The 24,406-nt window shown below is 71.9% G+C and carries 26 protein-coding genes; 14 read left to right on the top strand and 12 right to left on the bottom strand.

The window, feature by feature from the left end; all coding sequences use genetic code 11:
- Positions 1-80: 80 nt before the first annotated feature.
- Genes ABZU76_RS16880 through ABZU76_RS16850 form a run of 7 tightly spaced genes read right to left on the bottom strand, consistent with a single transcriptional unit; the run spans position 81 to position 6,805 of the window.
- The gene (locus tag ABZU76_RS16880) at positions 81-1,232 is read right to left on the bottom strand and encodes a M20 family metallopeptidase (RefSeq protein ID WP_354870042.1); all 1,152 of its coding nucleotides are present in this window, start codon (positions 1,230-1,232) and stop codon (positions 81-83) included.
- A complete protein-coding gene (locus tag ABZU76_RS16875; protein ID WP_354870040.1) occupies positions 1,229-2,227 on the bottom strand; it encodes a 2-dehydropantoate 2-reductase in 999 nt (332 codons plus the stop codon). The genes ABZU76_RS16880 and ABZU76_RS16875 overlap by 4 nt, the downstream gene beginning before the upstream one ends.
- On the bottom strand, positions 2,220-3,011 hold the full coding sequence (locus ABZU76_RS16870) for an SDR family oxidoreductase (protein WP_354870038.1): 792 nt from the start codon (positions 3,009-3,011) through the stop codon (positions 2,220-2,222). Before ABZU76_RS16870 ends, ABZU76_RS16875 begins: the two co-directional genes overlap by 8 nt.
- Positions 3,011-4,309: an MFS transporter gene (locus ABZU76_RS16865; RefSeq protein WP_354870036.1), complete on the bottom strand. Its 1,299-nt coding sequence runs from the start codon at positions 4,307-4,309 to the stop codon at positions 3,011-3,013. The genes ABZU76_RS16870 and ABZU76_RS16865 overlap by 1 nt, the downstream gene beginning before the upstream one ends.
- Positions 4,306-5,202: a polysaccharide deacetylase gene (locus ABZU76_RS16860; protein WP_354870034.1), complete on the bottom strand. Its 897-nt coding sequence runs from the start codon at positions 5,200-5,202 to the stop codon at positions 4,306-4,308. The genes ABZU76_RS16865 and ABZU76_RS16860 overlap by 4 nt, the downstream gene beginning before the upstream one ends.
- Positions 5,199-6,209, bottom strand: coding sequence for an Lrp/AsnC family transcriptional regulator (locus ABZU76_RS16855; protein ID WP_354870031.1), 1,011 nt, complete (start codon positions 6,207-6,209; stop codon positions 5,199-5,201). The genes ABZU76_RS16860 and ABZU76_RS16855 overlap by 4 nt, the downstream gene beginning before the upstream one ends.
- A gap of 38 nt (positions 6,210-6,247) precedes the next feature.
- The gene (locus tag ABZU76_RS16850; protein ID WP_354870029.1) at positions 6,248-6,805 is read right to left on the bottom strand and encodes a TetR/AcrR family transcriptional regulator; all 558 of its coding nucleotides are present in this window, start codon (positions 6,803-6,805) and stop codon (positions 6,248-6,250) included.
- Positions 6,806-6,855: 50 nt separating this feature from the next.
- Between ABZU76_RS16850 and ABZU76_RS16845 the strand changes: the two genes are divergently transcribed.
- Both ABZU76_RS16845 and ABZU76_RS16840 read left to right on the top strand, forming a co-directional pair.
- Positions 6,856-7,290 carry an SRPBCC family protein gene (locus ABZU76_RS16845; protein WP_354870026.1) on the top strand — a complete coding sequence of 145 codons (435 nt, stop codon included), beginning with the start codon at positions 6,856-6,858 and terminating at the stop codon, positions 7,288-7,290.
- A gap of 116 nt (positions 7,291-7,406) precedes the next feature.
- Positions 7,407-7,778: a helix-turn-helix domain-containing protein gene (locus tag ABZU76_RS16840; RefSeq protein WP_354870024.1), complete on the top strand. Its 372-nt coding sequence runs from the start codon at positions 7,407-7,409 to the stop codon at positions 7,776-7,778.
- A gap of 44 nt (positions 7,779-7,822) precedes the next feature.
- On the opposite strand, the gene ABZU76_RS16835 is transcribed toward ABZU76_RS16840, so the two are convergent.
- Positions 7,823-8,473 carry a response regulator transcription factor gene (locus ABZU76_RS16835; RefSeq protein WP_354870021.1) on the bottom strand — a complete coding sequence of 217 codons (651 nt, stop codon included), beginning with the start codon at positions 8,471-8,473 and terminating at the stop codon, positions 7,823-7,825.
- On the bottom strand, positions 8,470-9,681 hold the full coding sequence (locus ABZU76_RS16830) for a histidine kinase (protein WP_354870019.1): 1,212 nt from the start codon (positions 9,679-9,681) through the stop codon (positions 8,470-8,472). The genes ABZU76_RS16835 and ABZU76_RS16830 overlap by 4 nt, the downstream gene beginning before the upstream one ends.
- 156 nt (positions 9,682-9,837) lie before the next feature.
- Between ABZU76_RS16830 and ABZU76_RS16825 the strand changes: the two genes are divergently transcribed.
- From ABZU76_RS16825 to ABZU76_RS16805, 5 genes are read left to right on the top strand one after another with little or no spacing between them, the layout of a single operon-like run.
- Entirely contained in the window at positions 9,838-11,304 is a 1,467-nt protein-coding gene (locus tag ABZU76_RS16825; protein WP_354870016.1) for a glycosyltransferase family 39 protein, read from the top strand.
- The gene (locus ABZU76_RS16820; protein WP_354870013.1) at positions 11,301-11,915 is read left to right on the top strand and encodes a GPP34 family phosphoprotein; all 615 of its coding nucleotides are present in this window, start codon (positions 11,301-11,303) and stop codon (positions 11,913-11,915) included. The genes ABZU76_RS16825 and ABZU76_RS16820 overlap by 4 nt, the downstream gene beginning before the upstream one ends.
- A gap of 49 nt (positions 11,916-11,964) precedes the next feature.
- Positions 11,965-12,738 carry an isocitrate lyase/phosphoenolpyruvate mutase family protein gene (locus ABZU76_RS16815; protein ID WP_354870011.1) on the top strand — a complete coding sequence of 258 codons (774 nt, stop codon included), beginning with the start codon at positions 11,965-11,967 and terminating at the stop codon, positions 12,736-12,738.
- A 10-nt stretch (positions 12,739-12,748) separates the two neighbouring features.
- Positions 12,749-13,762: an aminotransferase class V-fold PLP-dependent enzyme gene (locus ABZU76_RS16810; protein WP_354870009.1), complete on the top strand. Its 1,014-nt coding sequence runs from the start codon at positions 12,749-12,751 to the stop codon at positions 13,760-13,762.
- 34 nt (positions 13,763-13,796) lie between these two features.
- Positions 13,797-14,501 carry a hypothetical protein gene (locus ABZU76_RS16805; RefSeq protein ID WP_354870006.1) on the top strand — a complete coding sequence of 235 codons (705 nt, stop codon included), beginning with the start codon at positions 13,797-13,799 and terminating at the stop codon, positions 14,499-14,501.
- A 66-nt stretch (positions 14,502-14,567) separates the two neighbouring features.
- Here ABZU76_RS16805 and ABZU76_RS16800 read toward each other — a convergent pair whose 3' ends face one another.
- Entirely contained in the window at positions 14,568-15,485 is a 918-nt protein-coding gene (locus ABZU76_RS16800) for a ferritin-like domain-containing protein (RefSeq protein WP_354870088.1), read from the bottom strand.
- A 134-nt stretch (positions 15,486-15,619) separates the two neighbouring features.
- On the opposite strand from ABZU76_RS16800, the gene rimP reads away from it, so the two are divergent.
- From rimP to rbfA, 6 genes are all read left to right on the top strand, one after another.
- Entirely contained in the window at positions 15,620-16,168 is a 549-nt protein-coding gene (gene rimP, locus ABZU76_RS16795; RefSeq protein WP_354870005.1) for a ribosome maturation factor RimP, read from the top strand.
- Positions 16,165-17,211: a transcription termination factor NusA gene (nusA, locus tag ABZU76_RS16790; protein ID WP_354870002.1), complete on the top strand. Its 1,047-nt coding sequence runs from the start codon at positions 16,165-16,167 to the stop codon at positions 17,209-17,211. Before rimP ends, nusA begins: the two co-directional genes overlap by 4 nt.
- A 143-nt stretch (positions 17,212-17,354) precedes the next feature.
- Positions 17,355-17,576, top strand: a complete 222-nt coding sequence (locus ABZU76_RS16785) for a YlxR family protein (RefSeq protein WP_354870000.1) — start codon at positions 17,355-17,357, stop codon at positions 17,574-17,576.
- Between the two features lie 121 nt (positions 17,577-17,697).
- A complete protein-coding gene (gene infB, locus ABZU76_RS16780) occupies positions 17,698-20,748 on the top strand; it encodes a translation initiation factor IF-2 (RefSeq protein ID WP_220242308.1) in 3,051 nt (1,016 codons plus the stop codon).
- 78 nt (positions 20,749-20,826) lie between these two features.
- Positions 20,827-21,120 carry a DUF503 domain-containing protein gene (locus ABZU76_RS16775; RefSeq protein WP_220242307.1) on the top strand — a complete coding sequence of 98 codons (294 nt, stop codon included), beginning with the start codon at positions 20,827-20,829 and terminating at the stop codon, positions 21,118-21,120.
- Between the two features lie 32 nt (positions 21,121-21,152).
- Positions 21,153-21,641, top strand: coding sequence for a 30S ribosome-binding factor RbfA (gene rbfA, locus ABZU76_RS16770; protein ID WP_354869998.1), 489 nt, complete (start codon positions 21,153-21,155; stop codon positions 21,639-21,641).
- A 179-nt stretch (positions 21,642-21,820) separates the two neighbouring features.
- On the opposite strand, the gene ABZU76_RS16765 is transcribed toward rbfA, so the two are convergent.
- The gene (locus ABZU76_RS16765) at positions 21,821-22,303 is read right to left on the bottom strand and encodes a MarR family transcriptional regulator (protein ID WP_354869996.1); all 483 of its coding nucleotides are present in this window, start codon (positions 22,301-22,303) and stop codon (positions 21,821-21,823) included.
- 70 nt (positions 22,304-22,373) lie between these two features.
- Between ABZU76_RS16765 and ABZU76_RS16760 the strand changes: the two genes are divergently transcribed.
- Positions 22,374-23,345: an amidohydrolase family protein gene (locus ABZU76_RS16760; protein WP_354869994.1), complete on the top strand. Its 972-nt coding sequence runs from the start codon at positions 22,374-22,376 to the stop codon at positions 23,343-23,345.
- Positions 23,346-23,359: 14 nt separating this feature from the next.
- Here the strand turns inward: ABZU76_RS16760 and ABZU76_RS16755 are convergent, their stop codons facing one another.
- Positions 23,360-24,403 (bottom strand): SAM-dependent methyltransferase, encoded by a 1,044-nt coding sequence (locus ABZU76_RS16755; protein ID WP_354869992.1) that lies wholly within the window; start codon positions 24,401-24,403, stop codon positions 23,360-23,362.
- Between the last annotated feature and the right edge of the window lie 3 nt (positions 24,404-24,406).

Genomic DNA, 24,406 nt, shown 5'->3' with positions numbered 1-24,406 from the left:
GTTCGGTGCGTTGGGTGCACCGAACGCCACATGGGGAGCGCCAGCCGGGTGCTGGAGGGTGAGCGGTAGGGCGGGGTGCGCTAGCTCGTGCCGAGCCGGTGCAGGACCGCGGCCGCCAGCGCGGTGCGTTCGAGCATGCCCTCGACGCTGATGTGCTCGTGACGCGCGTGGGCGCCGTCGCCGACGGCGCCGAAGCCGTCGAGGACCGGGTGGCCCAGGGCGGCCACGAAGTTGCCGTCGCTGGCGCCGCCGACGGAGCATTCGCGCAGGGTCACGCCGAGCTCGGCCGCGAGGTCGCGCGCGAGCTCGTAGAGCCGCGCGATGCCGTCGGAACGCTCCATCACGGGCCGGTTCCAGCCGCCCTCCACGGTGACGGTGGCACGGGGGTCGTGGGCCGTGATGGCCGCGACGCCCGCGTCGATGCGCGCGGCTTCGGCGGCGCTGGACACGCGCACGTCGATCTCGCCGCGCGCCGCCCCGGCGATCACGTTCTGCCTGCTTCCGCCGGAGATCACACCGACGTTCACAGTGGTCCCGGCGTCGAGGTCGGTCAGCGCGTGCAGCGCCAGGATCGCGCGGGCCAGCTCGTCGATCGCGCTCGCGCCCTTCGTCGGGTCGAGGCCCGCGTGGGATTCCACACCTTTCGCGTGTACCTGGAACAGGCCCACGCCTTTGCGGGAGGTCTTCACGGCACCGTCGGCGCTGGCCTCGAACACCAGCGTCGCCTTCGTGCCCGCGGCCGCCTCCTCGATCGTCGGCCGCGAGGCGGGGCTGCCGAGCTCCTCGTCGCCGTTGAGGACCAGCCGGATCGCCGGGCGCGCCACGCCGGCGGCGTCGAGCGCGCGCAGCGCCCACACGGCGTGGACCAGGCCCGACTTCATGTCGAAGACGCCCGGCCCGGTCGCGCGGTCGCCGTCGACGGTGAACGGCCACTCGGCGAGCGTGCCCAGCGGCCACACGGTGTCGTAGTGGCAGAGCAGGAGGACGGGCTGCTCGCCGGCACCGGGGTAGTCGTAGACCTTGATGTCGCCGTGTCGGCCGCCGTCGACGTCGCGCACGGCCGCCGGCTCGCCGAGCCGTGAGCGCAGCCAGCCGTCCACCCAGGACAGTCCGCGGGTGAGACTTTCCTTGTCGTCGCTGGGAGTCTCGATGCCGACGTACTCGGCGAGGTCGGCGAGCAGGTCGTCGCGGTGCGCGCGCACCCACTCGTGCAGCTCGCGGATCCCGGTCACAGGTGTGCCTCCAGTTCGGTGAGGTGGTCCTCGGACATCGCGGCGCCGGACTCGACGTCGCCGAGGCGTTTCAGCACGGCGTTGAGCAGCGGCAGGCCGATCCCCAGCGCGGCGGCTTCGTCGAGCACCGGCGCGTAGTGGTGGAAGACCTCCACCGGACGGTGGCGCACGGCGATGTCGCGCCAGATCCCGCTGCGGTCCTTCGGTTGCGTGCGCAGCCAGGCCACCAGCCGGTCCGTCGCCGCTTCGCGCCCGTCCGCGCCCGGCAGGTACGCGGCGGGATCGAACTGGTCGAACGGCTCCAGGACCCGCGAACCGGCCGCGGCGAACACCTCGGCCGCGAGCGCGTGCATCAGCGGCCGGTGCCGGTCGATGAGGTCGGCCATCGGCGCGTCGGCCAGCGCGGTCGTGGTCAGCATCGCGCCGAACCCGAGCTTGGCCCACAGGTAGCCCTCGACGTTGGCCGTCGCCTTCGCCGGGCCCCAGGCCTGCAGATCGGCCACGACTTCCTCGACACGGCCGGTGATCCGGCCGTCGGGCTCGCCGATGACCAGGGCGCCGGCCCCGCCGTCGCGCACCACGCCGGGCTCGGCGACGTCGGCGAACAAGTTCACGAACGCGCCCACCGTGCGCTGCTCGCCGACGAACGACGCGATGAGCTGCTCGTTCAGGCCGTTCTGCAGAGAAACGACGAACCCGTCGGACGCCAGCAGCGGTTCGAGCCACTGCATGGCGTGCTCCGTGGCCTGGGCCTTCACCGCGAGCAGCACGCGGCTCAGCTCCGGCGGCGCCTCGTCGGGAACGAACGCGGGAACGTCGACGTGCTCCTCACCTTCGGGGCGCACCAGCGTCAGCCCGCGCTCGTTGATCGCGGTCACGTGCGCCGCGTCGGCGTCGACGATCACCACCGGGTGCCCGGCTTTCGCGAGGTGGAACGCCAGCGTCCCACCGATCGCGCCGCCGCCCACCACTGTGTAAGAGCGGCGCTCAGACATGAGTGCTTCCTCCTGTTTGGACTGGGGTTTCCCCGGACCAGTGCAGCGGCAGGCCCGCCGCGCCCGCGGTCGAGCCGCCGTCGACCCGCAGCACCGTGCCGGTGATCCACCCGGCCTCCGGGCCGGCGAGCCAGAACACGGCGTCGGCGATCTCACGCGGCGCACCGCGGCGGCCGAGCGGGTTCACGGACACGGCCGCGGCGTAGGCCTCGGTCACGGGATTGGCTTCGCTGTCGACCGTCACGAATCCGGGGCTCACGGCGTTGACGCGGATGCCGTGCGGACCGAGCTCCACCGCACACGCCTTGGTCGCCATCTCCAGCGCGGCCTTCGACGTCGCGTAGTGCGAGGCGCCGGGCCGGGCGCGGGTGGCCGCGCCTGAGGAGATGTTCACGACCGTGCCGGTGGTGCCGGCGGCCACGTGTTTGCGTCCGAACGCGACGGTGGTGAGCACCGCGGCCCGCACGTTCACGTCCTGCACGCGATCCCACCGCTGCGCGGTCATGTCGAGCAGGCGCGTGGCGGGGTAGATGCCGGCGGCGTTGACCAGCACGTCGACGGTGCCGGCCGCGTCCACCAGGCCTTCGGCGTAGGCCGCGTCGGCGAGGTCACCGGGCAGCTCGGCCACGGTCACGCCGTGGTCGGCGCGCAGCTTTCCGGCCACTGCGGACAGTTCGGCCGGACGCAGGTCCGACAAAGCCAGCCGGTCACCCGCGGCGGCGAAGCGGGCCGCGATCGCGGCCCCGATCCCGCCCGCGGCACCGGTGACGAGCACGGTGCGCACTAGAGCTGCTTTCCCTTCGTCTCGGGCATCGTGAGGTACACCGCGACGCCGATCAGCGCGGCGACGGCGACGTAGATCCACACGAGATCCCCGTGGTGGTTGGCGTTGAGCCAGGTCGTGACGTACGGCGCGGTGCCGCCGAACACGGCCACGGCCAGCGCGTAGGGCAGCCCGATGCCGGTGGTGCGCACCTCGGGTGGGAACTGCTCGGCCATGATCACCGCGCAGTTGGCCGAGTAGCCGACGATCAGCACGAGCCCGATGAGCTCGATCACGAACACACTCCAGAACCCGTTGGCCAGGAAGTGGAACGCGGGCCACGCGAAGATCACGAACCCGGCCGCGAACGCCGTCATCGTGGGTTTGCGGCCGATGCGGTCGGACAGCAGCCCGCCGAAGGGCAGCAGGCAGATGAACACGAGCATCGCCAGCGTGTTGGCCAGCAGGGCCGTCTTGAGCGGGATTCCGGTGGCGAGGTGGGCGTAGGCGGGCATGTAGCTGACCCACACGTAGTAGATGAGCGTGCCCGCGATCGTCACGCCGGCCACGCGCAGCGCCGCACCCGGGTGGTCGCGGACCATCGCGAGGACGGGGTTCCGGCTTGGTTTGGCGGTGATCTTGCCGAACGCCTCCGTCTCGTGCACCGAGCGGCGCAGCCACAGTCCGACCAGGCCCAGCAGCCCGGCGACGCCGAACGCGAGCCGCCAGCCCCAGCCGTGCAGGTCGGAGTCGGACAGCGTCGAGTTGAGGATGGTGCCGAGCAGGGCCGCGATGAGCGAGCCGGCGCCGACGGAGACCTGCTGCCAGGACCCGGCGAACGCCCGGCGTCCGGTGGCGGCCGACTCGATGAGGAACGCCGACGACGAACCGAACTCGCCGCCCGCCGAGAAGCCCTGCACGAGCCGGGCGAGCAGCAGGACGATCGGGGCGCCGACGCCGATCTGGGTATAGGTGGGGCAGACCGCGATCACGATCGACGCGCCCGCCATCAGCGAGATGGTGAGCGTGAGGCCCTTCTTGCGGCCGCGCCGGTCGGCATACGAGCCGAGCACCGCGCCGCCGATCGGGCGCATCACGAAGCCGACGGCGAACACGGCCAACGTGGACAGCAGCGCAGTGGTTTCGTTGCCGCCGGCGAAGAACTGGCCGGCGAAGATGGGGGAGAAGGTGGCGTACACGGCCCAGTCGACCCACTCGACGGTGTTGCCGATGGAGCCGGCGACGATCGCCTTGCGCTGCTGTGGGTTCAGGCGGTGGGTTTCCGTGGAGATGTCCGAGGTGGACGGTACGGCCGTCATGGCTGCGTCCCTTCGGCTGCGAGGACGTGGTCGACGACCTGGGCGTGGGTGGCGAACCACACGCCTTCGTGGCCGCTGATGTGGTCGAGCAGCTCGGTGAGGATCGCGACGCGTGAGCGGTGCCCGATGATGTGCGGGTGCATGGTGAGCTGGAACAGCCCGCCCTCGGCGTAGGCGGCGTCGAACTCGTCGCGCCAGATCGAGAGCACCCCGCGCGGCGGCGTGTACGGCCGCAGCGAGGCGAAGCGGTCCATCATGAAGTACGGCGCGTCGTCGCGGATCCACTCCACGGGCAGCTCGACGACGCCGGTGGGCTCGCCGTTCTCGAGCAGCTCGTAGCAGTCGTCGTCGGCCATCAGCGAGGAGTCGTACTTCAGGCCGAGCTCGCGGGTGATGGTGAGGGTGTGGGCCGAGAAGTCCCACGACGGCGTGCGGATGCCGACCGGGCGGGTGCCGGTGAGGCGTTCCAGCACGGCGGCGGCGCGGAAGGCGAGGTCGCGCTCCTCGGTCTCGGTGAGGGCGGTGTTGCGTTCGTGGATCCAGCCGTGCAGGGCCACTTCGTGACCGGCGTCCACATAGGACTTGACTTCGCCGTCGTGCAGCAGCGCCGACACGCCGGGGACGAAGAAGGACGCGGGGGCGTTGAAGCGGTCGAGCAGTTTGAGTAGCCGGGGCACGCCGACGCGGGCGCCGTACTCGCCCTGGGCGAGCTTGCCGGGCAGCACCTCGCCGTCGCGCAGGGCGGGCGTCTCGTGGTCGGAGTCGAAGGACAGCGCCACGGCCACTTTCGCACCGCCGGGCCACGACGCCGGGCGCAGTGATCGGCCGGCGCGGACGTGCTCGACGTGTCCCCGCCACGTCTTCTCGTCCCAGAGCCACGGTTGTTCGGTCATGCTTCCTCCCGAGTTGCTGCGGCCGCCGGCGTGGGCGACCAGGCGCGTTTGAGGGTCGAGACCTGCAGGGTCACGTCGGCTTCCCGCAGGCCCGGGAGGGCGCCGACGACGTCGGTGGTGTGGCGGTAGAGCTCGCCGTAGTGGCGCAGCACGATCTGGCCGACGAGGTTGAAGCGGCCGGTCGTGGCGCTGAGGTACTTGGTGCCCGGGTGCGCGGCGAGCTGCTGTCCGGCGCGGTCGAGCTCGGCCGGGACGATCGAGAGCCAGAGCATGAACTCGAGGGCGTAGCCGAACATCGCGGGCTCGGCGAGCGTGCGGAAGCGCAGGCAACCACGGCGTACGAGGGAGTCGACGCGGCGCGCGACGGTGGACTCGCTCGTGCCGACCTGGCGCGAGACCTCCTTGAACGAGAGGCGACCGTCTTCGCCGAGGGCGGCGCTGATCGCGAGGTCCAGCTCGTCGAGCTGCTCGGGCGGGCGTTCCCAGTGCTGTTCCTCGAACGGCCGCACCTCGCCGTCGCGCAGCTCGGCCGCCGCTTCGGCGCTGAGCTCGCCGGAGTTCCAGTCGTGGTTGGAGGTGAACGTGCGCATCACGGCGAAGGTCTCGGCGTCGCGAACGTTGTCGGCGGCGGGGAAGTCGCCCTGCAGGCGGGCGATTTCGCGGTAGGTGGGGAGCACGAACTCGGCGGAGCAGTCGGCGCTGCCGGCGAGCACGGTGGCGTAGCGGACCTCGGGCCGCGCGGCCAGCGCCTCGGCGACGGCGGCCGCCGTACCGGGTCGGCACCGCAGCCGCGCCAGCACCGGCACGCCGAGGCCGCAGCGCAGCACGTCGACCACGCCGATCACGCGTAGCTGGCCGGATTCCGTCAGCTGGCCGGCGCGGCGCAGCACGGTGGACTCGCTCGTGCCCACGTGCCGGGCGATCGCGCCCCACGACGCGCGCCCGTTGAGCTGCAGTGCGGCGACGATGCGCCGATCCAGATCGCTGACTTTGACTTCGTCGGGCACGCCTGCATCGTGGATGCAGGAAAACGTCAAGTCAAGGGTCAGGTCTGCAAGAAACCAGCGTTCTGCAGGGTCAGGAAACGTTCCATCGCCGCGTCGACGGCTTCCCGGTCACCCGTGGTGACGAGGTCGAGCAGCAGCCCACGCGCCACGGCGAGGCCGAGCCGGGCCTGCGCCGCGCGGTGCTGCTCGGGCACGCCGAGTCGTTCGAGCAGCGCTTCGACGGGCGCGAGCCAGCCGTCGATCACGCCGTCGAGGAACTCCGCCGTGCCGGGCGCGCCGCCGAGGGCTTGGCCGTAGAGCTGGAAGAAGAGCTTTTCATTGTGGCGCAGCGCTTCGTCGGTGAGCCGGCGCCAGAACACGCGCGCCAGCTCGTCCGGCGGCAGGCTCGGGTCGAGGTCGGCGAGCACGGCGCGCTGCCGGCGTTCCACCTCGCGCGCGACCTCCGTGAGCAGGCCTTCCTTCGAGCCGAAGTGGTAGATGAGCATCCGGTGGCTCGTGCCGAGCGCCGTCGCGAGCGTGCGGAGGCTCTGGTCCGCCCCGTTCCGCGCGATGTGCTCGACGGCCGCGTCGAGGAGCTTTGCCCTTGCCTCCGCCATGTACCGGATGGTACATGTACCACGTGGTACACGCTCTTCGAGGAGGCCTGATGCAACGAATCTCGGTCCGGGCCCGCACATCCGCCGACCCGGCGACGGTCTACGCGCTGCTGCGCGACGGCGAGAGCTGGCCGCGCTGGTCGCCGCTGGGCTCGTTCGAACTGGCCCGCGCGGGTTCGTCGGAACGCGAGGGGCTGGGCGCGCTGCGCGTGTTCCGCACCGGCCGCACGCGCTCGTGCGAGGAGGTGATCGAACTGGTCCCCGACCGCCGGTTCGGCTACGCCCTGCGCAGCGGCCTGCCCCTTCGCGACTACCGCGCCTACGTCGACCTCACCCCGGTCGACGGCGGCACGGAGATCCACTGGCACTCGTCGTTCACGGGCAAGGTACCGGGGACGGGGTGGTTCTACCGGCTGGTGCTGGGGCGGTTCATCAGCCGCGTGGTGGCGGGTTTGGTGGCGGAGACGTCTCGGGTTGCTCGGTAGGTTTCGGGCGCTCGGGTGTGGGCAGCGCTGCGCTGGGGGTGCGGCGGTGTCCTTGGGACGTGCTGGTGTCCAGGAGTGTTACTCTCTTTGGGAGAGTGACTTCGAGGAGGCCTGTGGTGCTGGGAAACCCTTACGACCGCGACTGCCCGACCCGCCAGCTCCTCGACCGCATCGGCGACCAGTGGACCGTCCTCATCGTCGGCTCCCTCCGCGACGGCCCGCTGCGCTTCACCCAGATCGGCAAACGCGTCGAGGGCATCTCCCAGAAAGTGTTGACGCAAACCCTCCGCAGCCTCGTCCGCGACGGCATCCTCACGCGCACGGCGTACGCCGTCATCCCACCCCGCGTGGAATACGAACTCACTTCACTGGGCCGCGACCTGTCCGAGCCCCTCGACATGCTCGACCGCTGGGCCCGCCACCACATGACCCAGGTGACCGCCGCCCGCGAGGCGTTCGACGCGGAACACACTCCGGCTTCGGCTTGACCTGGAGCGGGATTTCGTTTGCGCACAAGGAAGACCGCTGAACCTCAGCGACTCACCAACCCGGCCTCATGCGCCAGCAACCCCGCCTGCGTCCGGTTCGCGCACTCCAGTTTCACCAGCATCCGCGACACATAGCTCTTCACCGTGGCCTCCGCGAGGTGCAGGCGGGCGGCGATGTCCGCATTGGACAGTCCCTCGCCGAGGCAGGTGAGGACGTCGCGTTCGCGGTCGGTGAGGGCGCCGGTGCGGCGGAGGGCCGAGTCGGTGCGGGCGTGGCCGTCGGCCGACAGCGCGACGAGGCGGCGGGCCGCGGAGGGGGACAGGACGGTGTGGCCGTCGGCGGCGACGCGGACGAGGCCGATGAGGTCTTCGGGCGGCGTGGATTTCACGAGGAAGCCCGCGGCGCCCGCGCGCAGCGCCCGGATGACGTAGGTGTCGGCGTCGAAGGTGGTCAGCGCGACGACCGCGGGTGGGTTCGGCAACTGCACGATGTGGGCGATGGCCGTGAGACCGTCGACGCCCGGCATGCGCAGGTCCATGAGCACGACGTCGGGGCGGTGCCGGACGACGGCCTCGACCGCTTCGGCGCCGTCGGAAGCCGAGGCGACCACCGTGAGGTCCTCGGCCGAGCCCAGGATCGTGCGCAGGTGTGCGCAGACCATCGGCTCGTCGTCGGCCACGACCACCGTGATCACCGGGGCGCACCTTCCGTCGTCGGGACGTAGGCGGGAAGTATCGCACCGACGCGGAATCCGCCGCCGGGCTCGGGGCCGGACTCGAGCTGCCCGCCGACGAGCTCGACGCGTTGCCGCAGCCCGCTCAGCCCGGCGCCCGAGCCGCTGCCGGCGAGCGTCGGGTCGGGCGGCAGGCACCCGCGGGTGTTGGTGACGCACACGTCGAGACCACCCGAGTGGTATCGCAGCGACACGGCGGCCGACGAACCCGGCGCGTGCTTGCGGACGTTCGTCAGCGCCTCCTGCACCACGCGGTACGCCGTGCGCGCCACCGTCGGCGACACCTGGTCCGGGTCCCCGCTCATCGAAAGCTCCGTGGCCACGCCGACGGCCATCGACTCGGCCACCAGGTCCGCCGGCGAAGCGACCGGGGCCGGCGAAGCGGCCGGGGGCTCGATGCTCGAACCGTCGCGCAGCACGCCCACCAGATCACGCAGCTCGTCGAGCGCGTGCGCGCCCTCGCGGCGGATGTCCTCGGCCGCGGAGCGCACGGCCGGGTCCGTCGACACGACACCGAGCGCGCCCGCGTGCAGCACCATCAGGCTCAGCCGGTGGGTCACCACGTCGTGCATCTCGCCCGCGAGCCGCCGCCGTTCCTCGGCACGGGCTCGCTCGGCGAGCAGGTGCTGCTCGCGTTCGGCACGCTCGGCCCGGTCCCGCAGCGAACGCAGCAGCTGCCGGCGCGCCTCGAAGTACAGCGCCACCGCCACGGGCAACGCGGTGCTCAGCAGCCCGAACGGCGTCGTGTTCCACGCGGGGTCCCACGGCCGCGTCGCCAGCACCGCCAGCACACCGCCGATCCACAGCAACCGCCGCCGGTCCATCACGCGCGGGAGCTGGCTCAGCACCACCGGCGTCACCGTGGGCACGGTCATCAGGCTCGGCTGGTCGGCGGGCACCAGCAGCCCGGGCCAGAACAGATCCGACGCCAGCATCGCCAGCGACGCCACCACGAGCACCCCGGCCACCGCGTCGGGGAAGCGGAACACCGCCAGCAGCGAAAGGTCGCACGCGAGGCGCAGCGCCAGCCCGGCGTACGGCCCGAAGGCCCCGCTCGTCGGCCCGGCCCAGTGCAACGCGAAGTCGAGCCCGGCGAACAGGAGCGCCGCGGTCAGCAGCCAGCCCATTTCGGCCGGGCGGGGCCAGGTTCCACGCCGCACTTCGCTCACCCCGTCACGGTAACGGCTGGTCCGGACCGCCGCGGCGGAATCGCACCGGCCGGGGGAGGACCCGCAACGAAAGTTGCGCGCGGGACAACATTCGTCGTCCGCACCGGCTACCGATCACCGTTACGCCGACCCGGGCCGGCGCGGTGGACTCGGATCATGACGAGCCTCATGACGAGCCGCGAGACCAGCACGGGGGAGATCGCCCCGTTCGCCCGGCTGCCGGTGCTCACCGTGGCCGCGCTGGCGGCGGCGCTGCTCGTGCTCACGAGCGTCCGCTACGCGCACGGGTTCGACGAGCTCTATTTCCTGGTGGCTGGCCGAGATCATCCGGCCTGGGGGTATTTCGACCAGCCACCGCTCGTTCCGCTGCTCGCGGGCACGCTCGACCGCCTGTTCCCCGGTTCGCTGCTCGCGTTCCGGCTGCCGATGGCGCTCGCGGTCGGCGCCGGCGTGGTGGTCACCGCGCTGATCGCCCGCGAACTGGGTGGCCGCCGCCCGGCGCAGCTGATGGCGGGCGGGCTGTCCGCGACGTCCGACCTGGTCGTCCTCAGCCACTGGGTTTCCACCTACGCGCTGGACCCGTTCCTGTGGACGGTCGTCGTTTTCCTGCTGGTCCGCTGGACCCGCACGCGCCGTGACGGCCTGCTCGTGTGGGCGGGCGCGGTCACGGCGGTGTCGCTGGAGGTCAAGTTCCTCATCCCCGCGCTGTGGGCCGCCGTGCTGGTGTCCGCCGCCGTCCTCGGTCCACGCCGCCTGCTGACCCGCCCGAAGCTGTGGCTGGGCGCGCTGATCGCGGTGGTCGCCACGATCCCCGCGCTCGTCTGGCAGGCCACGCACGACTGGCCGTACGCGCACATGGCCGACGTCGTCGCCGCCGAGTTCCCCGGCTACTTCGCCTTCGCGCGCGACGGGCTGCTCGGCGCGGGCATGGGCGTCGGCGTGCTCGCCCTGCTCTACGGGGTGTGGCGCCTGTTCCGCTCGCCCGAGCTGCGGCCGTACCGCTACCTTGCCTTGGCGTTGCTGCTGGTCACCGCCGCGGTGGTGCTGACCCACGGCCGTTCGTACTACCTGATGAGCCTCTACGCGCTGCCGTTCGCGGCCGCGGCCACGGAGCTGAGCCGGCGCGACCTGGTGCGCTGGTGGCGGATCCCGGTGGGGATCGCGTTCGGGCTGTCGGCCGCCGTCACCGTCGCCGCACTGCCGGTGTGGCCGGCGTCGGTCACGGCGACGTCGTTCGGGCCGTTTTCGCTCGGCACGGTGTTCGCGGGCGGCGAGACGGCGCAGAAGCAGGTCGCCGACGTCGTCGGGCAGACGTACTCGTCGCTGCCAACCGGGGTGAAGGCGCAGACGGCGGTGTACGCGGAGATCTACCCGTTCGCCGCGGCCGTCGAGTACTACGGCCCGCGGTACGGGATCACCGACGTCTACAGTGGACACCGCGGTTACTGGTACTTCGACCGGCCACCGGACCAGGCGCGCGACGTGCTTTTCACCGGGCTCGACCCGACGCTGCTGAAGCCCTACTTCGTGTCGGTGACCGAGGTCGTACCAGGACTTGTTTGGCTCTACACCGGAAGGACGCAGTCGTGGGACCAGATCTGGCCGTTGGTGAAACGGCAATGACCCCCTCGCTGGCCGCCCAGGCCTACTTGCTCGCGTGCGACCCGGACCAGGGCCGCATCCGCAGACGCAGCCACGCCGCGCTGCTCGTGCGCGCTTCCGCCGTCACCGACCTCCTGCTGCGCGGCCGCCTGACGGTCACCGGCGGCCGCGTCTCGGCGACCGGCCACGGCCCCACCGGCGACCTGCTGCTCGACGACCTGCTCACCGACCTCGCCGACGCGGGCCCGACCCGCTGGCGACGCCTGCTCCGCCGCGACTCGGCCGACACCCTCCACTCCCTGGAGCTGCAGCTGGCCGCCGCGGGACTCCTGCTGTCACACGTCACGCCGGTGCTGCGCCGGAAGGTTTTCCGCCTGGACGATCGGTTGCGGGCCGAGGAGGTCCGCGCCACTCTGGACCGAGCGCTGCGCGCGCCCTTGTCCGAAGTGGACACCCGCGCCGCCGCGCTGACCGCCCTCGCCGCGGCGGCCCAGGTGGGGTTCACCCGCCGCTCGTCCCGCCGCGACACCGCGCGCCTCGCGGAGCTGGACGAGGCCGCGGGCCCCGCGGTGCCGGCGCTGCGCGGACTGTTGCGCACTCGCCGGGCGGCGATCATGGCGGGCGGCAGCTGAGCGGATTGCTTCGGCAGCCACCGAAGCGTCGCGCGCGTAGGTTGCGGGCATGACTTCGTTCGCCGCTCTGCACGTGCCCGGGAAACCGTTGCTGCTGCCCAATGTGTGGGAGTTCGGCTTCGCGGCCGCGCTCGCCGCGGCGGGGCACCCGGCGGTCGGCACGACGAGCCTCGGCGTGTCGGCCGCCGCGGGCCTGGCCGACGGGGCCCCGGCGTCCCGCGCGGCGACGGTGGCGCTGACCCGCGCGCTGGCGCCGCTGGACGTGCTGGTGAGCGTCGACATCGCCGACGGCTTCAGCGCGGACCCGGCCGAGGTCGCCGACCTCGTCGCGGAACTCGCCGAAGCGGGCGCCGTGGGCGTGAACCTCGAAGACGGCCGCGCCGACGGCACGCTCGCGCCGGTGGAGGTGCAGTGCGCTTTGATCGCGGCCGTCCGTTCGGCTTCGCCCGTTTTCCTGAACGCGCGCACGGACACCCACTGGCTCGGCTCCGGCCCGGTCTCCGCCGCGATCGAACGGGCCCGCGCCTACCGCGACGCGGGCGCCGACGGGGTGTTCGTCCCGGGCCTCGCCGACCCGGGCGAGGTCGCGGAGGTGGTGGCGGCGGTGGACGTGCCGCTCAACGTCCTGTTCCTGCCGGGCCGCGTCACGCCGGCCGGCCTCGCCGAGCTGGGGGTGGCGAGGGTGAGCCTGGGCTCGACGCCGTACCGCGTCGCGCTGGCCGCCGCCCTGGCGACCGTGGACGCCGCACGCGACGGGACTTCGCTGCCACTGCCTCCGCCGTCTTACGCAGAGGTGGCCGAATTGCTGCCACCGGTTCAGTAGCGTCAAGGGCATGCGCGCCTTCGGAGCCGAGTTCGCTGTCCCCGCCGGGTACCTGAACACGCCGAGCATCGGGATCCCGCCGGAGCCGGTCGCGGACGCCGTGGCGGCGGCCGTGCAGCGCTGGCGGGTCGGGGCGGACCTGCCGGGTGGGTTCGATGAGGCCGTGGCGCGCTCACGCGAGGCGTTCGCGCGGCTGGCCGACGTGCCGACGGACCGCGTGGCCATCGGGGTGTCCGTGTCCCAGCTGATCGCCAACGTCGCGGGAGGCCTGCCCGAGGGCGCGCGTGTCCTGGTGGCGGCCGGGGACTTCACGAGCGTCACGTTCCCGTTCGCCGCGCGGCCCGACCTCAAGGTGACCGAGCGGCCGCTCGCAAAGCTGGCCGAGCAGGTCGAGGGCCACGACCTCGTGGCGGTCAGCCTCGTGCAGTCCGCCGACGGCACCGTCCTGGACACCGAGGCCCTGCGCGAAGCCGCCGAAGCCGGGGGTGCGGCCGTGCTGCTCGACGTCACGCAGGCCGCCGGCTGGCTGCCGCTCGACGTGGCGTGGGCCGACTGGGTGGTGTGCGCCGGCTACAAGTGGCTGTTCTCGCCACGTGGGTGCGCCTGGCTGGCCGTGCACCCGCGCGCCCACGAGCGCACCCGGCCCGTCGCCGCCGGGTGGTACGCGGGTGACGACCCCTGGACCACCGTCTACGGCCTGCCCCTGCGCCTGGCCCGCGACGCCCGCGCCTTCGACCTCTCCCCGGTCTGGCTCGCCCACACCGGCGCGGCGCCGGCGCTGGAGTACGTCGCCGGTCTCGACCTCACCGCGGTCCGCGACCACAACGTCGGCCTCGCGGACTCCGTGCTCGCCGCCCTGGACCTCCCACCCCGCGGCACCGCCATCGTGTCGCTGGACGTGGACCCCGAACGGCTCGCCGCGGCGGGCCTCGTCGCGAGCAAACGCGCCGGTCGCGTCCGCGTCGGATTCCACCTCTACAACACCCCTGACGACGTCGAACGCCTTCTCACCGCATTCGGCTGAAGGCGCTCAGCGCGGTGAACTACCGTATGTGCCCGTGGTCGGTCCCCAATTCACCCCCGGTCCCTCGGACACGGCGCCGCTCGCTGCGGTGCCCGCGCAGCCGGGGTCGCCGCCCGGCCAAGGCCTCGGCCCAGGCCCAGGCCCAGGCCCAACCCCACCGCAGCCGCCGCAGGACACCAAGGCGCTGCTGCTGCGCGGTGCGGGGCTGGTCGTGATCGCCGTCGTGGCGGGGCTGGTCTGGTTCCTCATCCGGCACGACAGCACGCCCGAGCCGGTGGCGCAGGCGCCGGTGAAGACGAACCCCTTCGACTACAAGCTGGTGGAAGGCCCGAACAAGTCCACCGACTGCGCGGCGAAGGCCTACGACGACACCAAGAAGTTCTTCCAGACCAACCCGTGCTCCTCGCTGGCGCGCGGGCTTTTCACGGTCGAGTACGGCGACGCGAAGGCGCTCGTCTCCGTCGTCAAGGTGAGCATGCCGACCGCGGCGCAGGCGGCGCAGCTCAAGGCGCTGACCGACCAGGACGGCACCGGCAACGTGAGCGACCTGGTGCGCGACGGCACGTACAAGGCCGCGGGCGCGCCCAAGGTGAGTGGCGATCAGTCGGAGTACGAGTCCCAGGTCACGGGCACCGACGTCACCATCGTCCTGGCCGACTTCTACGCCAAGCACCGCGACGACGTGCTGCTCAAGCGCATCGCCACCAGCGCGCTGGACCTCGGTCCCGAACTGCACTGACCCTCGACGACGCGAAAAGGGCCGTTCCCGGAGACACCGGGAACGGCCCTTTTTTTCACCGAAACCTCAAGCCGGCTGACCCGGCATCGCCAGCGCCGTCGGCTTCTCGTCGGCCTCCTGGCGCCACGGCGTGCCCCGCCGGGCCGCGGCGATCAACGCCTGCAAAGCCATCTTCCGCAGCCCCGCGTCGTCCGTGTGGGTCACGACGCCGAGCCACGCGGCCGCCGAGTCCTCCTCGGCGCTCGCCACCAGGGCGGCGGCCGAGGCGGTGTCCTTGACCGGCTTCGGCGGCACGTACGCCGCTTCCGGGGCCACCGGCGTGCCGCCCGCGGCCTCGATCATCTGGGTGACGACGTCGCGGCGTGCGGTGTGCTCGGCGCGCCCGGCCTTGAGGGCGTCGCCGAACTCGCCCGGCAGGAAGGCCGTGACCAGTCCGTATACCCACAGCGCGGCGTGCTCCGAGGCCAGCGCCTTCTGCAGGGGGTCGACGGCGTCGGACGCGGCGGTGCCGGCGGGCGCGACCACGGCCTGGGCATCTTCGCCGGGCCCGAGCGTCGAGGCGAGGCGCTGCAGGCTCGCGCAGCCCGCCGCGACACCCGCGACCAGGCCGGCGCGGTAGGCCGGGAGCGTGGGCACGAGGTCCTCGGCCTGCTTGCGGGCCGTCGCCAGGCGCTCCTTGAACGCGCCCAGGTCGGCGGGCGCGGCCGGGGGCGCCGTCGTCGGCTTGGGCCGGTTCAGCCGGTCCACCTCGGGTTTCAGGGCGGCGGCCTGGGCGGCGCGCGCGTCGGCGACCTGCCCGGCGACCTCGCCGCCGATGGCTCTGGCCGCGGCGGCGTCCGCGTCGGCGGCGGACAGCAGTGGGGCGAGCGGGTCAGGGCTCTCGTCGTATCCCCCGGAACAGGCCGCGAGCGGGAGGGCCAAAGCGGCGACGGCGCCCAGGCGCAGAACGCCGCGCCGGGAAAGGTCGGTCGGTCTTGCGGTCACGTCGGCCCATCCTGCCAGGCCCGGCACCGGCACCGCCGCTCGCGCGTCCTCCTGGGTGCGCAGGATAAGCTGGTCCACCACCGACCACAGTCGTGACCAGCCCGCGTCACCTCGGCCGAACAGGAGTGCTCCACGTGCCCAACGAACTCGCCAGCCGGCTTCAGCCGATAGTGGCCGAAGCCGTCACCGTCGCGGGTTTCGACCTCGACTCGTTCGAGGTACAGCAGGCCGGCCGCAAGCAGCTGGTCAAGGTCGTCGTCGACTCCGACGACGGGGTCGGGCTGGACGAGATCGCCGAGATCAGCCGCAAGGTGTCGGCGGCGCTCGACGAGAACGAGCACGTGCTCGCGAGCGCCTACACCCTCGAGGTCACCTCGCCGGGGCTGGACCGGCCGCTCGCGCAGCCGCGCCACTGGCGGCGCGCGAAGTTCCGGCTCGTCCGCATCACGCTCGCGGAAGGCGCGGAGTTCGTCGCGCGGGTGGGCCATGCCGGTGAGGAGAGCGCGACCGTGCTCTTCGAGGGCCGGCTGAAAGACGTGCATTACAAGTCGGTGGCGAAGGCCGTGGTGGAGATCGAGTTCAAGCAACCACCCGTCGACGAGCTCAAACTGTTGGAAGAAGACGCGTCCGGCAAGCGCAGCACCCCTGCCGGCCAGACGGAAGCGAAGGAGGAGTCGAAGTGAACGTGGACATCGCCGCGCTGCGGGCGATCGAACGGGACAAGGACATCCCCTTCGACACGGTGATCGAGGCCATCGAGACGGCCCTGCTCACCGCCTACAAGCACACCGAGGGGCACCAGTCCCACGCGCGTATCGACATCGACAAGAAGACCGGCCTCGTCCGCGTCCTCGCGCACACCCTCACCCCCGAGGGCGAGGTCGACGAGGAGTGGGACGACACGCCGGAGGGCTTCGGCCGGATCGCCGCGACGACCGCCCGCCAGGTCATCCTGCAGCGGCTGCGCGACGCCGAGCACGAGAAGACCTTCGGCGAGTTCTCCGCCAAGGAGGGCGAGATCGTGGCCGGCGTGGTGCAGCGCGACGCGCGCGCCAACGCCCGCGGCATGGTCGTGGTCCAGGTCGGCGACACCGAGGGGATCCTGCCCTCGGGTGAGCAGGTCGCGGGGGAGTCCTATGAGCACGGCACGCGCATCAAGGCGTTCGTGGTCGGGGTCTCGCGGAGCAACCGCGGGCCGCAGATCATGCTCTCGCGCACGCACCCGAACCTGGTGCGCAAGCTCTTCGCGCTCGAGGTGCCGGAGATCGCCGACGGCACCGTCGAGATCGCCGCCGTGGCGCGCGAATCGGGGCACCGCACCAAGATCGCGGTGCGCTCCACCGTGCCCGGGGTGAACGCCAAGGGCGCCTGCATCGGCCCGATGGGCGCGCGCGTGCGCAACGTGATGAGCGAGCTGGCCGGCGAGAAGATCGACATCATCGACTACTCGGAGGATCCGGCCCGCTTCGTGGGGAATGCATTGTCTCCGGCGAAGGTTGTTTCGGTACGTGTCGTGGACGAGCGGGCGAAGACGGCTCGCGTCGTCGTGCCCGATTTCCAGCTCTCCCTCGCCATCGGCAAGGAGGGCCAGAACGCGCGGCTCGCGGCCCGGCTCACGGGCTGGCGCATCGACATCCGCAGCGACGCCGCACCCGTCGAGCCGGCGGGTGATCAAGACCACGCCGGACAGGCGCGGCCCGCCGCGACAACCGGTTCGGCTGAGTGAAGGTCGAAGCGCTAGACTCATCATTGGTTCAGGGTCCGCCGCGGGGATGTGGCGACACGACCGACCTCCAGCGCCACCGGCACTTCCCGGTACGCACGTGTGTCGGTTGCCGGCAGCGGGTCCTGATCGGTGAACTGCTGCGAGTGATCGCGGTGGCCGGGCGGCTGGTCGTCGACGAACGTCGGCGGCTGCCGGGGCGGGGCGCGTGGCTGCACCCCGCACCGGATTGCCTGGCCAAGGCCGAGCGGAAGCGGGCGTTCCCCCGGGCACTTCGGGCCCAGGGCACGCTCGACGCCGCGGGGCTGCGTGAGCACGCGGCATTCACCACGGAGATGGGCTCCGGGACCCACCCGGAACCGCAGTGAATCAAGGAAGCAGGTCGACCCGTCATGAGTCAGCCGTGAAGCCGACGCCATGAACGCGCGACAATAAGGACGAGGTCAGCGGGTCTCTTCACCGCCTGGCCTCCCCTAGATGAGGAGAGCTGTGCCAGGCAAGGCCCGTGTACACGAGCTCGCGAAAGAGCTCGGCATCACCAGCAAGGAAGTTCTCGCCAAGCTCAAGGAGCAGGGCGAGTTCGTCAAGTCCGCGTCATCCACGGTCGAGGCGCCCGTCGCCCGCCGTCTGCGTGACGCGTACCCCGCCAAGGGCGGGAAGAAGTCCGGTCCGACGCCCGGCCCGCGGCCCATGCCGCCCGCCCCCGGCTCGGGCAACTCGAACGCTGCCGCTCCCGCTCCGCAGGCCCCCCGGCCCGCGGCCGCGCCCGCTCCGCAGCAGACCCAGCAGCAGGCGCCGGCGGCCAAGGCCGCTCCGTCCGCCGCTCCGCAGCAGTCCGGCCCGCGTCCGGCCACCCCGGGCAGCCGCCCGGGTCCGGGCCCGCGTCCCGGCCCGCGCCCGGCCACGCCTGCTCCGGCCCAGCCGCAGCAGGAACCGCAGCCCCAGGTGCAGGCCCCCGCGGCCAAGGCCGAGCCGTCCGGTGGCAGCACCGCGGCGCCGAAGCACGCGCCGAAGCAGGACGCAGCTGCGTCCGGCTCGGTCGTGCCGCCGAAGCCGCAGGGCCCCAAGCCCGGCGGTCCCAAGCCCGGCCCGCGCACTCCGCGCGTCGGCAACAACCCGTTCGGCGTCGGTTCCGGCGCCCCGGCCCCGCGTCCGCCGGCCCAGCGCCCCGGTCCGGGTCAGGGCGGCGACAACCGTCCGCCGCGTCCCGGCGGTGCCGGTGGCGGCGGTGACCGGCCCGCGCCGCGTCCCGGCGGTGGCGCCGGTGGCAACCGGCCGAGCCCGGGCAACATGCCCCCGCGGCCGAACCCCGGCATGATGCCGGGCCGTACCCCGCGTCCGGCTGGTCCGGGCGGTGGCGCTCGTGGCGGCCCCGGTGGCGGTGCCCGTGGCGGTCCCGGTGGCGGCGGCGGTCGTCCCGGTGGCGGCGGCGGTGGCGGCGGCTTCCGTCCCGGTGGCGGCGGCGGTGGCGGTGGCTTCCGCGGCGGTCCCGGTGGCGGTCCCGGTGGCGGTGGCGGCGGCTTCCGTCCCGGTGGCGGCACCGGTGCTCCTGCCGGCGGTGGCGGTGGCTTCCGCGGTGGCGGCGGCGGTCGTGGCGGCCCCGGTGGCCGTGGCGGTACCGCGGGTGCCTTCGGGCGTCCCGGTGGTCCCTCGCGCAAGGGTCGCAAGTCGAAGCGGCAGAAGCGCCAGGAGTACATGGACAACATGCAGGCGCCCAGCGTCGGCGGCGTCCGCCTGCCCAAGGGCCAGGGCGAGACGATCCGGCTGCCGCGCGGTGCCTCGCTGACCGACTTCGCCGAGAAGATCGACGCCAACCCGGCTTCGCTGGTGCAGGTGCTCTTCCACCTCGGCGAGATGGTCACGGCGACGCAGTCCGTGTCCGACGACATCCTCGAGCTGCTCGGCGGCGAGATGAACTACGTCGTCCAGGTCGTGTCCCCCGAGGAGGAGGACCGCGAGCTGCTGGAGACCTTCGACATCACCTACGGTGAGGACGAGGGTGGCGAGGAGGACCTGCAGGTCCGGCCGCCGGTCGTGACGATCATGGGTCACGTCGACCACGGTAAGACCCGCCTGCTGGACACGATCCGGAAGACGAAGGTGCGCGAGAGTGAAGCCGGTGGCATCACCCAGCACATCGGCGCCTACCAGATCGAGACCGAGCTCGAGGGCACGCCGCGGCTGATCACCTTCATCGACACCCCGGGTCACGAGGCGTTCACCGCCATGCGTGCTCGTGGTGCGAACTCGACGGACATCGCGGTGATCGTGGTGGCCGCCGACGACGGGGTCATGCCGCAGACGGTCGAGGCGATCAACCACGCGCAGGCCGCCAAGGCTCCGATCGTGGTCGCGGTCAACAAGATCGACAAGGAAGGCGCCAACCCGCAGAAGATCCGCCAGCAGCTCACCGAGTACAACCTCGTGGCCGAGGAGTACGGCGGCGACACGATGTTCGTGGACATCTCCGCGCGGGAGAACATCAACATCGATGGTCTCCTCGAGGCGATCCTGCTGACGGCCGACGCCGCTCTGGACCTCCGGGCCAACCCGGACATGGAAGCCCAGGGTGTCGCGATCGAGGCGCACCTCGACCGCGGTCGCGGCCCGGTGGCCACGGTGCTGGTGCAGCGAGGCACGCTGCGCGTCGGCGACTCCGTCGTCGCGGGCGACGCCTACGGCCGCGTCCGCCGCATGGTGGACGAGCACAACGTGGACGTCACCGAGGCGCTGCCCTCGCGTCCCGTCCAGGTCATCGGGTTCACCTCGGTGCCGGGCGCGGGCGACACCTTCCTGGTGGTCGACGAGGACCGCGTCGCCCGGCAGATCGCCGAGCGCCGCTCCGCTCGCACTCGCAACGCGCTCAACGCGTCGCGCCGCAAGCGGGTCAGCCTCGAGGACCTCGACTCCGCCTTGAAGGAGACGAGCAGCCTCAACCTGATCATCAAGGGTGACAACTCGGGTACCGTCGAAGCGCTCGAGGCGGCACTGCTGCAGCTGGACGTCGGCGACGACGTCGAGCTGAACGTGGTGCACCGCGGTGTCGGTGGCGTGACCGAGTCGGACATCGACCTGGCGACCGCGTCCGACGCGATCGTGCTCGGGTTCAACGTCCGTGCCCAGGGCAAGGCGACCGAGCGGGCCACCCGCGAGGGCGTCGACGTCCGGTACTACACGGTCATCTACCAGGCGATCGACGAGATCGAGCAGGCCCTCAAGGGCATGCTCAAGCCGGAGTTCGAAGAGGTGGAGCTCGGTCGCGCCGAGGTCCGCGACGTCTTCAAGTCCTCCAAGATCGGCACGATCGCGGGTTGCCTGGTCATGTCCGGGGAGATCCGGCGCAACGCCAAGGCGCGTCTGCTCCGCGACGGCACCGTCATCGCCGAGAACCTGCCGATCAGCTCGCTGCGGCGGTTCAAGGACGACGTGGTCGAGGTTCGTGAAGGGTACGAATGCGGTCTGACGCTGGGTTCGTACAGTGACATCAAGGTCGACGACGTGATCGAGACCTACGAACAGCGGGAGAAGCCCCGTGCGTAAGGGCTGATCGGTTCCGGGGTGCGGGTTTCGGCCCGCGCCCCGGGCCACCCGGTTCCTTACGGCACAACTTCGCTGCCTATGTACGTCGGAGCTCTCGAGCTCGACATCCTGCTCGATGACATTCACTCGTTGAAGCAGAAGCGATCCGTGATCAAGCCGGTCGTGGCGGAGGTGCGCAAGCGCTTCGCCGTCTCGGTGTCCGAAGCCGGTCACCTCGACCTGCACCGGCGAGCCCTGATCGGGGTGGCCGTGGTCGCCGCGGGTGGCGAGCACGTCCGGGACGTGCTCGACTCGTGCGAGCGGTTCGTGGCCTCGCGACCGGAGTTCGTCCTGCTGTCGGCACACCGCCGGCTGCTGGGTCCGGACGACTAGACCGGAGAACATTTCAGAAGGAGACACCTCCCATGGCCGATCCTGCTCGGGCTCGCAAGCTCGCCAAGCGGATCTCGCAGATCGTGGCGTCGGCGATCGAGCACGACGTCAAGGATCCGCGGCTCGGTGCCGTGACCATCACGGACACCAAGATCACCGCGGACCTGCACGACGCCACGGTGTACTACACGGTGCTCGGCGAAAGCCTCGACTCGGAGCCGGACTTCGCCGGCGCCGCGGCGGCCCTCGAGTCCGCGCGTGGTGTGCTGCGCACCAAAGTCGGGCAGGGCACCGGAGTTCGCTACACCCCGACCCTTGCCTTCGTGGCCGACAGCATCCCCGACGACGCGCGCCGCATCGAGGAACTGCTCGCCAAGGCCCGCGAGGCCGACGCCGAGGTGGCCCGCCAGGCCACCGGCGCCCAGCACGCCGGCGAAGCCGACCCGTACAAGGCGCCGCGCGAAGACGACGACGACCTCGCCGACACCGAAATCGAAGCCGAAGAGGAGACCCGAGGCTGAACTGCTCCGGAGGATCCCCGACGTCCCACGACGCGGCGCGCTGTTCGGTGGCGCCGCGCCGTTCGTCGCCACCTCCTCCGGGCGCTCCGCCCCGCTGGGTACGCCGCCCGCGGCTACCCCGCCCACCAGGCCGCCGGCCCTGAACGCACGACGTTCAGGGCCGGCGGTTTTTCGTCCGGTCAGTCCGCCGGCCGCGTGGCGGTCACGGCGTCGGTCAGCGCCTTCAGCAGTTCCAGCGCTTGAGGCCGCAGGTCGGCAGGCAGCAGGTCCCACGCCGCGCGCTGGTTGTCGCGCAGGCGGGTGCGGGCGCGGTCCCAGTGGGCGCGGCCGCGGTCGGTGAGGTCGACGACGACACGGCGGTCGTCGTGGGCGTGCGGGATGCGGCGCACGAGGCCGGCGGACTCCAGGGCCTTCACCGAGCGCGTGACGGTCGGCTGGGCGAGCTTCGCCTCCTGCGCGAGCTCGCCGATCGTCATGGCGCCGAGCCGGGCCAGGGGAGTCACGAGCTGGGCCTGCGAGTCGCTGAGGGCGGAGGCGGCCGCGGCCTGCGCGTCGAGGCGGGCGCGGTTGGTGCGCATGGCCGAGTAGAGCGCGTTGCAGGCGTCGGCGAAGCGGTCGACGGCGGTGTCGGCGGGCTCGGAGGACCCGGAGGGCACGGTCACCCGGAAAGATTAGATCACCTAAGTTCATAGCATGCTATGTTCAGACCACGGAACCGAGAGGAGACGCAGCATGGTCCGCAAGATCGCCCTCGAGGAACATTTCGGCACCGGTGACCCCGACATCGTCGAACAATCGCGCGAGCACTTCACCGAGCAGACGTGGCCGCCGCACCGCCGCCGGTTGCTGGACATCCAGGACGAGCGCCTGAAGCTGATGGACGCGGCCGGCATCGAGGTCGTCGTGCTTTCCCTGCTGGCGCCCGGAATCCAGGGGCTGCCCGACCGTGCGCAGGCCGTGGACTGGGCGCGCCGCACCAACGACGTGGCCGCGCGGCACGTGCGGCTGAGGCCGGATCGCTTCGCCGCGTTCGCCGCGCTTCCGTTGCAGGATCCCGAAGAAGCCGTCGTCGAGCTGCGCCGTGCGGTGACCGAGCTGGGGTTCAAGGGCGCGCTGGTGAACGGGTTCTCCGAAGTGGACGGTGACCGGATCGCCTACCTGGACGAGCCGCGGTACCGGCCGTTCTGGGCGGCCGTCGAAGACCTGGGTGTGCCCGTGTACCTGCACCCGCGCGACCCGCTGCCGCGTGACAGCCGGATGCTCGAAGGCCACCCGTGGCTCTACGGCTCGGCGTGGGGATTCTCGATCGAGACCGGCACGCACGCGTTGCGGCTCATCGCCAGTGGCCTGTTCGACGAACACCCGGGCGTGCAGGTGATCCTCGGGCACCTCGGCGAGCTGCTGCCGTTCAACATCTGGCGAACCGACCACCGGCTCAAGGTCAAGCCCGCGGGCATCCCGGCGCGCAAACCCTTGCGCGAGTACCTGCGCGAGAACTTCCACCTCACCACGAGCGGCAACTTCGCCACACCCGAACTGGTGTTCACGATCAACGAGGTCGGGGCCGACCGCGTGCTGTTCTCAGCCGACTACCCGTTCGAGTCGATGGGCGAGGCCGCCGCCTGGTTCGACGCGCTGGACCTCGACCGCGAGGTGCACGAGAAGATCGCGGAAGGCAACGCGCGCAAGCTCCTCGGGCTCTGACCACAAAGGACGCGTCAGGCCGGTTTCGCCGCCACCACGAGGTCCCGCTCGATCGCCTGGTCCACGCGGTGGGCGAACTCCTCGTACGGCCCGCCCTCGCGCACGTCGAGGCCGGCCCGTGAGAGCACCGCGACGAGCTCTTCGCGCGGGAGGACGTTGAGGTTCCAGGAGATCCCGAGCGCCCCGCCCGGGCGGAGCACGCGCGTCCACACGGGAACGGCCGCCGCCAGCAGGTCACGCGGGCTGCGCGCGAGGCTCGCGTCCTGCGTGCGGTGGCTGCCGTGCTGCACGCCGTACGGGGCGTCGGTCACGATCACGTCCACGGAGTTCGCGCGCAGCAGCTCGTCGGTGGTGAGGGTGTCGGCGTTGAAGTAGGTGAGCCGGCGCGTCTGGCCGCCCTTGTAGTCGTCCTTGTCGAACGCGTACTCGACGTCGAGGCGGCGCCCGAGGCGGACCTTGTTGCGCCGCAGCTGCCCGGAGTCGGCGGTGTGCTTCACCCGCTTGGTGCGCAGCCAGGTCTTGATGAACTGCTCGTAGGCCTCGAAGTCCTTGCCGTCCACGTCGAGACCGGTGGCGTCGAAGCCGTACATCACGGCCTGGTTGAGCGTGGTGCCGCGCCCGCACAGCGGGTCGAGCAGCGTCCGCGGGCGCTCGAGCCACCCGGTCGGGTCGGCGGTGGCGAGCAGGGTGACGTTGAGCAGCAGCTTCGTGAACTGCTCATTGGTCTTGCCCGCGTACTTCTGGATCGTGAGCAGATCCGAGTCCGTCTTCGCCAGCGGCCGCACCAGGACAGGGCGCAGCACGCCGTCGCCCAGCTCGAACAGGGCGTAGAGCGAGGACAGGTTGGACAGCAGCGCTACGTCCGGTTCAGTCAGCGGCTCCGGCGTCGCGAACTTGACGTAGCCCACGCCGCCGAGCTCCACCTCCTGGGCTTCCGACAGCTCGGCGGAAAGCCCGGCCGCGCCGAACACCGCCAGCTCGGCCCGCAGCAGCGCGGGCGACGAGGCGGCGTAGACCCGGTTGGCGGACGGGTGAACGAGAATCGCGTACTCAGGCATCCC

This window comes from Amycolatopsis sp. NPDC005232, from assembly GCF_040607795.1.
In the GTDB taxonomy this organism is placed as follows: domain Bacteria; phylum Actinomycetota; class Actinomycetes; order Mycobacteriales; family Pseudonocardiaceae; genus Amycolatopsis.
This window is presented reverse-complemented; position numbering and strand designations above follow the sequence as displayed.

Excerpts from the sequence above, each read along its gene's own strand:
- ABZU76_RS16810 (WP_354870009.1), top strand. The coding sequence starts at position 12,749 with ATGCGCGCCTTCGGAGCCGAGTTCGCTGTCCCCGCCGGGTACCTGAAC.
- ABZU76_RS16815 (WP_354870011.1), top strand. The coding sequence starts at position 11,965 with ATGACTTCGTTCGCCGCTCTGCACGTGCCCGGGAAACCGTTGCTGCTG.
- rbfA (WP_354869998.1), top strand. The coding sequence starts at position 21,153 with ATGGCCGATCCTGCTCGGGCTCGCAAGCTCGCCAAGCGGATCTCGCAG.
- ABZU76_RS16775 (WP_220242307.1), top strand. The coding sequence starts at position 20,827 with ATGTACGTCGGAGCTCTCGAGCTCGACATCCTGCTCGATGACATTCAC.
- ABZU76_RS16845 (WP_354870026.1), top strand. The coding sequence starts at position 6,856 with ATGCAACGAATCTCGGTCCGGGCCCGCACATCCGCCGACCCGGCGACG.
- ABZU76_RS16865 (WP_354870036.1), bottom strand. The coding sequence starts at position 4,309 with ATGACGGCCGTACCGTCCACCTCGGACATCTCCACGGAAACCCACCGC.
- ABZU76_RS16875 (WP_354870040.1), bottom strand. The coding sequence starts at position 2,227 with ATGTCTGAGCGCCGCTCTTACACAGTGGTGGGCGGCGGCGCGATCGGT.
- ABZU76_RS16850 (WP_354870029.1), bottom strand. The coding sequence starts at position 6,805 with ATGGCGGAGGCAAGGGCAAAGCTCCTCGACGCGGCCGTCGAGCACATC.
- ABZU76_RS16825 (WP_354870016.1), top strand. The coding sequence starts at position 9,838 with ATGACGAGCCTCATGACGAGCCGCGAGACCAGCACGGGGGAGATCGCC.
- ABZU76_RS16820 (WP_354870013.1), top strand. The coding sequence starts at position 11,301 with ATGACCCCCTCGCTGGCCGCCCAGGCCTACTTGCTCGCGTGCGACCCG.
- ABZU76_RS16860 (WP_354870034.1), bottom strand. The coding sequence starts at position 5,202 with ATGACCGAACAACCGTGGCTCTGGGACGAGAAGACGTGGCGGGGACAC.
- ABZU76_RS16760 (WP_354869994.1), top strand. The coding sequence starts at position 22,374 with ATGGTCCGCAAGATCGCCCTCGAGGAACATTTCGGCACCGGTGACCCC.
- ABZU76_RS16755 (WP_354869992.1), bottom strand. The coding sequence starts at position 24,403 with ATGCCTGAGTACGCGATTCTCGTTCACCCGTCCGCCAACCGGGTCTAC.